Origin of the sequence: Micromonospora sp. NPDC047074, assembly GCF_040643815.1 — a bacterium.
GTDB lineage: Bacteria > Actinomycetota > Actinomycetes > Mycobacteriales > Micromonosporaceae > Micromonospora.
In genome coordinates this window covers 73,414-83,641 of the sequence record NZ_JBEYVB010000029.1, presented here as the reverse complement: position 1 = coordinate 83,641, position 10,228 = coordinate 73,414, and the positions used below count along the sequence as shown (strand labels likewise).

Genomic DNA, 10,228 nt, shown 5'->3' with positions numbered 1-10,228 from the left:
CCGCGCCCGCGCCCCGCGCCCGCGCCCGCGCCCGCGCCCGCGCCCGCGCCCGCGCCCGCGATCTTGCACTTCCTGCCCCGACAAACAGCGCAAATGCCCCATCCCAGGGGCCAAAAGTGCAAGATCGCCGAGGCGGGAGGGCGTGGGGCGGGAGGGCGTGGGGCGGGAGGGCGTGGAGGGAACGGCGTTCTGGTGCACCGCCTCCCGGTCTGGTGGGTGTGAGAGATGAGTTGTTAGAGGAGGTTGTCGGCTTCTGCGGTCACCTCGGTGGCGAGCATGCGGTCGCGGACCCGTCGGGCGGCGTCGCCGTCGGCGAACACGGAGCGCAAATCCGCGAACGCCGGCTCGGGCGGCGCCAGGGACACCGCCTGGTCGACCACGGCCTCCAGCACGCAGGGCCGGTCGGCGGCCAGCGCCTCGTCCCAGGCCGCCCCCACCAGCTCCGGCCGGTCGACCCGCACCCCGTGCAGGCCGAGCAGTCGCGCCCAGCCCGCGTACGGCACGTCGGGGCGCCGGTGTGTCGGGTCGGTGGACGCGGCACGGCCGCCGCCCATGCCGGACTGGTCCCGGTTGTTGAGCACCAGCACCACGAGGCGGGGATCGCGCCAGTCCCGCCAGTGGTGCGCCACGGTGATCAGCTCGGCCAGCCCGTTGAGCTGCATCGCCCCGTCGCCGAGCAGGGCGATCACCGGCTGGTCCGGAGCGGCGAGCTTGGCCGAGACCGCGTACGGCAGCGCGCAGCCCATCGAGCCGAGCGTGCCGCACAACTGCGCGTTGACCCCCGGGGGCAGTTCCAGGTGGCGCGCGTACCAGTAGATGACCGATCCGACGTCCACCGCCACCGCGCCGCGCCGCGGCACCCGGGTGGAGAGTTCGTGCATCACCAGTTGGGGGTTCACCGGCTCGGCGGGGCCGGCGGCCCGGTCGGCCCGTTCGGCCCGCCACCGGTCGACCGAGCCCTCCACGGTCTCCCGCCACCGCGGGCTGGGCCGGTCCGGCACCCGGGACAGCAACGCCCGCAGCGTCTCCTGGGCGTCACCCACCAGCGGCACGTCCACCGGGTAGCGGGTGCCGATCCGGCGGCCGTCGATGTCGATCTGCACCGTGCGGACCTGACCCGGCATCGGAAAGTAGTCCGTCCAGGGGTTGTTCGTACCGACCAGCAGCAGCGTGTCGCAGCCGCCCATCAGTTCGGCGGCGGCGGGCGTGCCGACCTCGCCGAGCACACCGGCGTGGAAGGGCAGCCGCTCGTCGAGCACCGGCTTGCCCAGCAGGGAGGCCGCCACCCCCGCGCCGAGCCGGTCGGCGAGGGCGACGATCTCCCCGGCCGCGCCCCGGGCGCCCTGACCGACCAGGATCGCGGTGCGCTGTCCGTTGCCGAGCAGTTGGGCGGCGGCGTCCAGGTCCTCCTCGTGCGGCAGGACCCGGGCCAGCGGCTCCCCCGGGGTCGCCGCGAGCACCCCGGCCGCGTGCGGTTGCAGGTCGGGCACGGCGGCCTCCTGCAACTGGCGCGGCAGCACCACGCAGACCGGGCTGCGGGTGGCCGCCGCGGTGCGGAACGCCTGGTCGAGCAGGGCCGGCACCCCGCCGGGCGTACGGCCGTACCGGACGAACTGGTTGCACACGTCGGCGAACAGCCGGCTCAGCCCGATCTCCTGGTGGGCACCGCCGAGCGGGCCGGAGACGTCCTCGCCGACGATCGCCACCACCGGCTTGCTGTCCAGCTTGGCGTCGTAGAGGCCGTTGAGCAGCTGGACGGCGCTGGGCCCCTGGGTCGCCAGGCAGACCCCGATCCCGCCGGTGAACTTGGCGTGCCCGGTGGCCATGTAGGAGGCGGTCTCCTCGTGCCGGGCCGGGATGAACGACGGGTCCCCGCCCGAGGCGTCCAACGCCTCGACCACCGGGGCGATGGCCTCTCCGGGGTAACCGAAGACGCGGGGTACCCGCCAGGCGCGCAGTCGCTCGACCACCAGGTCGGCGACCGTACGCTCAGCCATTCCCACGCCCCGGCGTGCCGGCGTCGACGTACCGCAGCACCGCCCCGACCCCGTCGGTCAGCTCCGGCGCCTCGTCGGGGCCGAGCACGGTCAGCTCGGCGTCGGTGCCCACCAGCGCGCGCACCAGCGCGGCGTCGGCGCGGACCTTCTCCGGATCGCGTACGGACATGGCGGCGAGTTGCCCCGGGTCCGTGGCGATCTCGGTCGGCGCCGACCCGATCCACAGCTCGCCGGTGGCCGACGGGTCGTCGACCATGAGCATCGTCTCGACCTGGTTGCGTTGCAGGGCGGAGACCACGGCGTCGAGGCCGGCGCCGACGTCCTCCTGCATGCCGAACCGGTCCAGCGCGGCGGTGATCCGCTGGTCGGCCACCTCGGCGATGGTCTGCACGGTGAGGTCGTCGAGCAGGGTCTGCTCGGCGCCGCCGGCCCGGGAGCCGGCGTCCGTGCGGACCATCATGTCCTGCCAGCGCGGTGGCATCTGGGCGGCGATCATGCCGGTGGCGCGTACGTCGCCGGCGACCACCACCACCTCGGCGCCGACCCGTTCGGCCAGCTCCACGGTCGCGGCGGTGACGTCCCCGGCGTTGTGGTGCCAGGCCTCCATGGCGGCCCGCTGGTACCGGGACTGCGACCAGCCGCCGGGCTGCACCCGGCGCAGTTGGAAGTCCTCCCGGCCGGTGACGTGGGCGCGGCGGGGCACGCCGCCCGCGCTGATCGCCACGGCGTCGGCCCCGGTCCGGTCGGCCAGCACCCGCACCCAGGCGACCTGCTCGCCGCGCTGCGCCAGCAGCGGCATCACGTGCGGCAGCGGGGTGTACGCGGCGAGGTCCCGCAGCGGCGGGGCGGACAGGTACTCCGACAGCACCACCCGGCCCCGGGCGCCGAAGACCGCCAGCCCGTAGTCGCCCGGCATCGGGTCGTGCCCCCGGACGACGCGTTCGACGGCGTCGATGGTGTCCACGTCGGCGCGCTGCTGCTGAAGTTGGTCCCGCAGGGCACGCCAGCGCAGATCGAGCGCCGGGTGGGCGTCCTCCGTGTTGGCGGAGGCGTCCAGGTACACCGAGACCCACGGGCCCGGCCGGTCGTAGAGCGGGCGCAGGAAGGACAGCTGCATGCTCGACCCCTTTCCAGCTCGGCCCCCCGCTTACCCAGGCCGATCCGGTTGTCACCTGGCGGCGGGGAGCCTGCCGGCAGCCGCCGCGCCCCCGCGTGACCGGATTTCATTCATGTCGTTCAGCCCGAATGGCCGATACCATGAGTGAAGGAAACCGGACTCTGGGTGGGGGCGATGGACAGCGAGCTGCAGATCCGGCGGATCGTCCACCCGGCGGACCGGATCGTCACAGGGCGGATCGTCCGCCTGATGGACGGCTACTCACGCGAGGTGCGCATCGGCCAGCCGGTGCTGGTCGCGGTGCTCGCCGCGGCCAGCGTGGCCGGGCTGCTGCTGGCGCTGGCCCGTTCCCTGCTCTCCGCCGGCTCCGGCGCGGCCCGCCGCCGGTTCAAGGATCTCAAGAAGGGCCCGGAATACCTGGTCACCCCGGTGCGGCTGCGCGACACCGCCGGGCGGCTCTGCGAGGTCGAGCTGCACGGGCACCTGCCGCAGAGCGCCCTGCACCCCGCCGACCACGTGCAGCTCACGCTGCGCCGGCAGGGCGACCCGGACCTGCCGCCGAAAATCGAGCGGATCGTGAACCTGACGACGGGCCAGCTGCTCACCCCCCGTACCGCCACCCTGTGGTCGCACCTCGGGCCGCCGCTGCTGCTCCAGGCGATGCTGGGGGCGCTGGTGGTCGCCGCCCTGCTCGCCTGGTCCGCGCTGACCTGACGGCGCCGGCCGGGCGGTTTCCGGCGTCGCGCCCGCGGGCACCCTGGGTCCATGTTCGAGGGGTTCGCGCTGGAGCAGATCGACGTCGGCGAGGTCCGGCTACGGGTACGCCACGGCGGCTCCGGCCCGCCCGTGGTGCTGCTGCACGGGCATCCGCGCACCCACGCGACCTGGCACCGGGTCGCGCCCCTGCTGGCCCGCGAGCACACCGTGATCTGCCCGGACCTGCGGGGTTACGGTGGCTCGTCGAAGCCGCCGAGCGACCCCGGGCACACCACGTACGCCAAGCGGGCGATGGCCCGCGACGTGGTCGGCCTGCTCGACGCCCTCGGCCACGACCGCGCGGCCGTGGTGGGGCACGACCGGGGCTGCTACGTGGCGATGCGCACGGCGCTGGACCACCCCGACCGGGTCAGCCGGATGGGCGTCCTCGACGGGGTGCCGATCGGGGAGGCCCTCGCGCGCGCCGACGCCCGGTTCGCGGCCCGCTGGTGGCACTGGTTCTTCCTCGGCCAGTCCGACAAGCCGGCGGAGCGGGTGATCACCGCCGACCCGGACGCCTGGTACGGCGGGTCGCCGGACGCCATGGGCGAGGAGGCGTACGCCGACTACCGGCGCGCCATCCACGACCCGGCGACGGTGCACGCGATGTGCGAGGACTACCGGGCCGGGCTCGGCCCGGACCGGGCGGCCGACGACGCCGACCGGGCCGCCGGCCGGCGGATCGGCTGCCCGGTGTTGTTCTGCTGGTCGGAGCGGGACGACATGGTCGACCTGTACGGCGACCCGACGGCGATCTGGCGGGACTGGGCCCACGACGTCCGGGACGCCTCGATCGACTCGGGTCACCACATGGCCGAGGAGGCGCCGGAGCAGCTCGCCGCCACCCTGGCGGCCTTCCTCGCGGGCTGAGACTGCGGCCGGGGTCAGCCGACGGGGGTCAGCGGCCGGTCCGGGGCACCCGCGGTGCGCAGCATCCCCCGCCGGGCGGCCCAGCGCTCGAAGAACAGGGTGGCGAACGGCGGCACGGCGCAGGCCAGCGCCACGAGAGTCGGCCACAGCCGCCACCGGTGCAGTCGGGCCACCACGAGGACCAACAGGCCGTACACGACGAAGAGCGCGCCGTGGATCGGGCCGAAGATCTTCACGCCGATCTCGTTGTCCGGCGGACCGTACTTGACGGCCATGCCGATCAGCAGGGCCAGCCAGGAGCAGGCCTCGGCGATCGCCGCCGCCACGAACAGCTTGGTGATCTTCTCGCGCATCGTCACTCCCCCACCGGTTGCCGCACATGCTAGCCACCCCGCCGACGGGCGCCGGCCACGCGATCGGCGGGGGCGACGGGGATCACGCGGGCCCCGGCTGGGTACGTAAGGGACCTTCGGGTCTTCCCCGGCCCGCCCCGGTCGTGCGAGGTTAGGGGAACCAGCGGTGACAGGGTGGTGACCATGGGCGAGGAAGTCGGCGCACGGACCTTCAGCCGGGAGGATCGGGCCCGCTACCGGGAGAAGGTGCGAAGATGCCTCGACGTCTTCGCCGAGATGCTCCGGGAGTCCCGGTTCGACGTCGAGCGCCCGATGACCGGGCTGGAGATCGAGCTGAACCTGGTCGACGACCGGTCGATGCCGGCCATGCGCAACGCCGACGTGCTCGCCGCCATCGCCGACCCGAGCTTCCAGACCGAGCTGGGCCAGTTCAACGTCGAGATCAACGTGCCGCCGCGCCGGCTGGCCGGCACCGGCACCGCCGGTTTCGAGGCGGCCATCCGGGCCAGCCTCAACGCCGCGGACGCCAAGGCCCGGGGCGTCGGCGCGCACCTCGTGATGATCGGCATCCTGCCGACGCTGCACCCGGAGCACCTGACCGCCGCGACCCTGTCGGCCAACCCGCGCTACGCACTGCTCAACGAGCAGATCTTCGCCGCCCGCGGGGAGGACCTGCGGATCGCGATCAACGGCGTGGAGCGGCTCGCGGTCACCGCCGACACCATCACCCCGGAGGCGGCCTGCACCAGCACCCAGTTCCACATCCAGGTCAGCCCCGCCCAGTTCGCCGACTACTGGAACGCCGCCCAGGCCATCGCCGGGATCCAGGTGGCGCTCGGCGCGAACGCGCCGCTGTTCTTCGGCCGGGAACTGTGGCGCGAGACCCGGATCCCGCTGTTCCAGCAGGCGACCGACACCCGGCCGGAGGAGATCAAGGCCCAGGGGGTACGCCCCCGGGTCTGGTTCGGGGAACGCTGGATCACCACCGTGTTCGACCGGTTCGAGGAGAACGTCCGCTACTTCCCGGCGCTGCTGCCGGTCTGCGACCCGCAGGACCCGGCCGAGGCCCTCGCCCGGGGAGACGTGCCGGGGCTCGCCGAGCTGCGGCTGCACAACGGCACGGTCTACCGCTGGAACCGCCCCGTCTACGACGTGCTGAAGGGCCGCCCGCACCTGCGGGTGGAGAACCGGGTGCTGCCGGCCGGGCCGACGGTGCTCGACACCGTCGCCAACGGCGCCTTCTACTTCGGCCTCGTCCGGGCGCTCGCCGAGGCCGACCGGCCGCTGTGGTCGCAGATGTCGTTCAGCGCCGCCGAGGAGAACTTCACGAGCTGCGCCCGGCACGGCATCGACGCGCAGGTCTTCTGGCCCGGCCTGGGCTACCTCCCGGTCACCGAGCTGGTGCTGCGCCGGCTGCTGCCGCTGGCCTACCACGGGCTGGACCGGTGGGGCCTGGACCCGGGCGAGCGCGACCGGCTGCTCGGCATCATCGAGCAGCGCTGCCTGACCGGGCGCAACGGGGCGACCTGGCAGGTGGAGACCCTGCACCGGTTGGAGGCCACCGACCACCTCGACCGGCCGGAGGCGCTGCGCGAGGTGGTGCGGCACTACGTGACGCTGATGCACAGCAACCGGCCGGTCCACGAATGGCCGATCCCCTGACCGCACGCTGTCGAAGATCCGGTTAGGGTGGCCGGGTGCCGACCGACGACGCGACGATCGAGGCCGCCCTCGCCCGCATCCTGCCCCTGCGGGACCGACTCCCCTATCCCGGCACCTGGCTCGCGAGCCCTCGGGTGGACGGTGCCGTGGTCGTCCTCGCCGAGGACACCGGGCTGTCCCGGCTCCTCGTGGACCCTGCCACGGACACGGTCTGCCTGGTGGACGACGACGGGTCCGAGCCGGTGAACGCCACGGTGGACGCGTTCGCCGCGTGCGCGGAGGCGTTCGTGCAGGCGCAGGTGGCCGCCGCGGCGCTGCCCGAGGACGCCGACGACGACCTCGAAGCGGTCGGCGAGCGGCTCGCCGACCGCTTCCGCGAGATCGATCCGGTCTCGGTGGCGCACGAGAACCGCTTCTGGTCGCTGGCGGCGGAGGAACTCGGCTACGGCATGATCTGACGGGGCGGCCTCACGCGTCCGCCACCGGGTGCCGCCCCGGGCGCCCGTGCGGTCCGCACTCAGCCGTTGTCCGCCGGCCCGGTTTCGGAATCGTCGTCGAGGACGACGCCGCCGTGGAACACGACGGCACCGAGGACGTCGCGGGCCGAACGCCAGCGGTCGAGCCGCGCACCGGTGAAGCTGACGTCGCCGTGGAACGAGGCCCGCCCCTCCGGACCACCGAGCCGGAAGACGGCGCCGGTGAAGGTGCTGGCGTCGAAGCGGGTGGCACCGTGGAACTGGGCGCCGGTGAAGTCCGCGTAGCCGATCCGGCAGCCGCCGAGGTCGAGGTCGAGCAGCGTCGCGCCGCACAGCGACAGGTTCGCGTCCGGCCAGTGCCGTGGCCCGTCGGGCGTGGCGGACTCCGGGCGCAGCCGCTCGGTGAGCAGCCGCTGGGCGGCACGCCGCAGCTGGATCTCCGCGGCCTGGCCGGCGGCCAGCTCGCCGGTCACGTCGAACGGCAGCGGCACCCGCAGGTACGCGCACACGGTGTCGACCACCCGCTGGCGCAGCTCCGGCCGCGCGTCACCGAGCTCGCCGAGGACCCGGAGCCCCGCACGGCGGACGTCGGCATCGGGGTCGGCGAGCTGGCGGGCGTACGGCGCGACGGATTCGTCCGGCGTGAGCCGGCTCCCCCCGTGCGGCCCGGGCTCGGCCGCCCAGCCGAGGGGCCAGCACACCGGCTCGTCCCCGGGCGTACCGGCGTGCTGGGCGCCCGTGAGGTCCACGGCGGTCTGGTCGAGGTGCACCGGCCCGCCGAACCGGACGTCCCGGAACACCGCCGCCGCCCCGAAGCGCGCCTTCCAGAACCAGGCGGGACCGTCGAAGCGGGCCCACCGGAACGACACCGCCCCGGCGAACCGGGCCCCGTCCCCGCCCTCCTCCCAGCTCTGGTAGTCGCCCATGAGCACCGCGACCGGCCAGCCCGGGTCGTCCTCGTTCGGCTCGTCCCACGGGGCGGGTTCGATCTCCTCGATCGTGTCCCAGGCCGGGTCGTCCTCCTCCCAGATCTCCTCCTCGCCCCGCCCGAACCAGGCCAGCCCGGCGAAGCCGACCCGCTCGAAGCTCGCCGGGCCCCGGAACCGGGCACGTCCGAACACGGCGTCGGAGACGAAGCGGGCACCGTCGAACCGGGCCTCGCCGTGGAAGACCGCGCGGGCGAACACCGCGTCGCCGGTGAACCGCGCGTCGGCGAACGAGGTCGACCCGAGGAACCGGGTGTCGGTGAAGCGGGCCTCGGCCAGCGCACGACCGCCCAGGTCGGCATCCACGAGGGTCGCCTCCGACAGGTCCACGGCCAGGTCCGGCCACGGCCCGCTGTCCTCGTCGGCGGGGGGCAGCAACCCGGCGAGTACCCGCAGCGCCAACCGTCGCGCGTCGACGTCCGCGCCCTCCGGGGCGGGCGGCGTACGCAGGTAGGCGCAGACCGCGTCGGCCGCGTGCCGGCGCAGCGCGGGGTCGGCGGCGCCGAGTTCCGCCAGCCGCCGCAGGGCGGCCTCCCGCCGCGCGCCCGTCGCCTCCATCGCCTGCCTGGCGGCGACCCGGCACTCCTCGGCGCCTGCCTCGTCGACTGTCACGTGCCCCTCCAGACCCGGCTCGGCAGCCCAGCCGCCGGACGTTAGCCGCCGGACGGCCCGGCGTGCCGGCGCAGGATAGCGGTGGGCGGTGACACCGACGCGACACCTCGACGACCCCGGGGGTACGCCTGCGGGTTCCGCCCTGGAGGCGGCCGATCTGCCGGTTTCGGAGTTGCCCGGCCCGCTGACCCGGCAGGGTGCTCCGGGCAGATTGCGCACGATCGAAGAAATGCGGTGCGGGCGGCCACCCCATGATGAAACGCGGCCATCGACGTACGCAACTGAATCGCCCTCCGGCGGAGCCGCCGGAGCCGGCGGTCGACGCGCCGCGCCCCCGTTCCCTCCCAGCGGTCTTCTCCCCCAACCCAGAGGAGCGCATGTGACGCAGACCCACAGGTCTCCCCAGCGAGCCGACGCGCCCGTCCGGATCCCGTCCGACGCCCCACGGACCGGGACGTCCGCGTTCGTCAACGGGCACTTTCCCCGGCGGCGGGGCCTGATCATCCTGCTCAGCGTCCTCGGCGGCTTCCTGCTGACCGTGATCTGGTCGGCGGAGTTCGTGGACCGGACCATCGGCGACAGCGTCGCCAACACCATGCTCGGTCACGACGCCAAGGAGACACCCATCCAGGGCGTCGCGGCCGGCATCCTGTTCGCCTTCGTATCCGGCGTCGCGGGCACGTTCACGGCCTGCAACATCGCCGCGTTCGGCGCCCTCGCCCCGCTCGCCGGCACCACGGGCGGCAGGTTCAGCCGGTTCGTCGCGCCGCTGAAGCCGCTGGGTTGGATGTCGGTCGGGATGATCGCGGTGTCGGCCGTCTACGGCGCGATCGTCGGCGTCGTCGGCACCTCGATGCCGCAGTTCTCCACCGCCCCCAACGCGCCCGGCGGCCTGTCGCCGAGAAGCATCCAGTCCATGGTGGTGTTCGGCGCGATCGGGCTCATCATGATCTATCTCGGACTGGCCGCGCTGGGCGTCGTGCCGGACCCGTTCGCCCGGATCGCCCGGCGGTTCCCCAACGCCCCGATGGTCTTCATGGGCGCGCTGATCGCCGGTTTCCTGATCGGCCGGCCCTTCGCGCTGTTCCGGCAGATGTTCCGCGACGCCGCGGAGAGCGGCAACCCGCTCTACGGCGCGGCGGCGTTCACCCTCCAGTCGCTCGGGAACATCGTCATCATGGCGGTGCTCTTCCTGCTGCTGGCCTGGCTCGCCGGCTCCCGCCTGCAACGCTGGTTCAGCACCCGGCCGAGCCGCCTGGCGGTCCTGACCGCCGTGGCGTTCATCGTCGCTGGCGCCTTCACGTTCCTCTACTGGGACGTCCGACTCCTCGCCCGCCGCGAGATCATCCCCTGGTACCCCACCGCCCCCTGGTCCTGACCCCACCCGCCCACCCGCCCC

9 protein-coding genes are annotated in these 10,228 nt (G+C 74.1%); 5 read left to right on the top strand and 4 right to left on the bottom strand.

Features of this window, described 5'->3' with window-relative positions; translation table 11 throughout:
• Positions 1-233 precede the first annotated feature (233 nt).
• The gene (locus ABZ809_RS25800; RefSeq protein ID WP_357565174.1) at positions 234-1,997 is read right to left on the bottom strand and encodes a thiamine pyrophosphate-binding protein; all 1,764 of its coding nucleotides are present in this window, start codon (positions 1,995-1,997) and stop codon (positions 234-236) included.
• Entirely contained in the window at positions 1,990-3,114 is a 1,125-nt protein-coding gene (locus ABZ809_RS25795; RefSeq protein ID WP_357565173.1) for a Vms1/Ankzf1 family peptidyl-tRNA hydrolase, read from the bottom strand. Before ABZ809_RS25795 ends, ABZ809_RS25800 begins: the two co-directional genes overlap by 8 nt.
• A 165-nt stretch (positions 3,115-3,279) precedes the next feature.
• Between ABZ809_RS25795 and ABZ809_RS25790 the strand changes: the two genes are divergently transcribed.
• Both ABZ809_RS25790 and ABZ809_RS25785 read left to right on the top strand, forming a co-directional pair.
• Complete coding sequence (locus ABZ809_RS25790; protein ID WP_357565181.1) at positions 3,280-3,828, top strand: hypothetical protein; 549 nt, start codon at positions 3,280-3,282, stop codon at positions 3,826-3,828.
• A gap of 51 nt (positions 3,829-3,879) precedes the next feature.
• Positions 3,880-4,740, top strand: a complete 861-nt coding sequence (locus ABZ809_RS25785; protein WP_357565172.1) for an alpha/beta hydrolase — start codon at positions 3,880-3,882, stop codon at positions 4,738-4,740.
• 14 nt (positions 4,741-4,754) lie between these two features.
• Here ABZ809_RS25785 and ABZ809_RS25780 read toward each other — a convergent pair whose 3' ends face one another.
• Complete coding sequence (locus ABZ809_RS25780; RefSeq protein ID WP_357565171.1) at positions 4,755-5,093, bottom strand: DUF3817 domain-containing protein; 339 nt, start codon at positions 5,091-5,093, stop codon at positions 4,755-4,757.
• Positions 5,094-5,276: 183 nt separating this feature from the next.
• On the opposite strand from ABZ809_RS25780, the gene ABZ809_RS25775 reads away from it, so the two are divergent.
• Together ABZ809_RS25775 and ABZ809_RS25770 are read left to right on the top strand one after the other, a co-directional pair.
• Entirely contained in the window at positions 5,277-6,755 is a 1,479-nt protein-coding gene (locus ABZ809_RS25775; protein ID WP_357565170.1) for a glutamate--cysteine ligase, read from the top strand.
• A gap of 35 nt (positions 6,756-6,790) precedes the next feature.
• Entirely contained in the window at positions 6,791-7,213 is a 423-nt protein-coding gene (locus ABZ809_RS25770) for an SUKH-4 family immunity protein (protein WP_357565169.1), read from the top strand.
• A 59-nt stretch (positions 7,214-7,272) separates the two neighbouring features.
• Here ABZ809_RS25770 and ABZ809_RS25765 read toward each other — a convergent pair whose 3' ends face one another.
• A complete protein-coding gene (locus ABZ809_RS25765; protein WP_357565168.1) occupies positions 7,273-8,829 on the bottom strand; it encodes a pentapeptide repeat-containing protein in 1,557 nt (518 codons plus the stop codon).
• Positions 8,830-9,208: 379 nt separating this feature from the next.
• Here ABZ809_RS25765 and ABZ809_RS25760 point away from each other — a divergent pair, with 379 nt between their 5' ends.
• A complete protein-coding gene (locus ABZ809_RS25760) occupies positions 9,209-10,207 on the top strand; it encodes a hypothetical protein (RefSeq protein ID WP_357565167.1) in 999 nt (332 codons plus the stop codon).
• The last annotated feature ends 21 nt before the right edge of the window (positions 10,208-10,228 follow it).

Coding starts and splice junctions, on each gene's coding strand:
- ABZ809_RS25800 (WP_357565174.1), bottom strand. CDS start 1,997: ATGGCTGAGCGTACGGTCGCCGACCTGGTGGTCGAGCGACTGCGCGCC.
- ABZ809_RS25795 (WP_357565173.1), bottom strand. CDS start 3,114: ATGCAGCTGTCCTTCCTGCGCCCGCTCTACGACCGGCCGGGCCCGTGG.
- ABZ809_RS25785 (WP_357565172.1), top strand. CDS start 3,880: ATGTTCGAGGGGTTCGCGCTGGAGCAGATCGACGTCGGCGAGGTCCGG.
- ABZ809_RS25780 (WP_357565171.1), bottom strand. CDS start 5,093: ATGCGCGAGAAGATCACCAAGCTGTTCGTGGCGGCGGCGATCGCCGAG.
- ABZ809_RS25775 (WP_357565170.1), top strand. CDS start 5,277: ATGGGCGAGGAAGTCGGCGCACGGACCTTCAGCCGGGAGGATCGGGCC.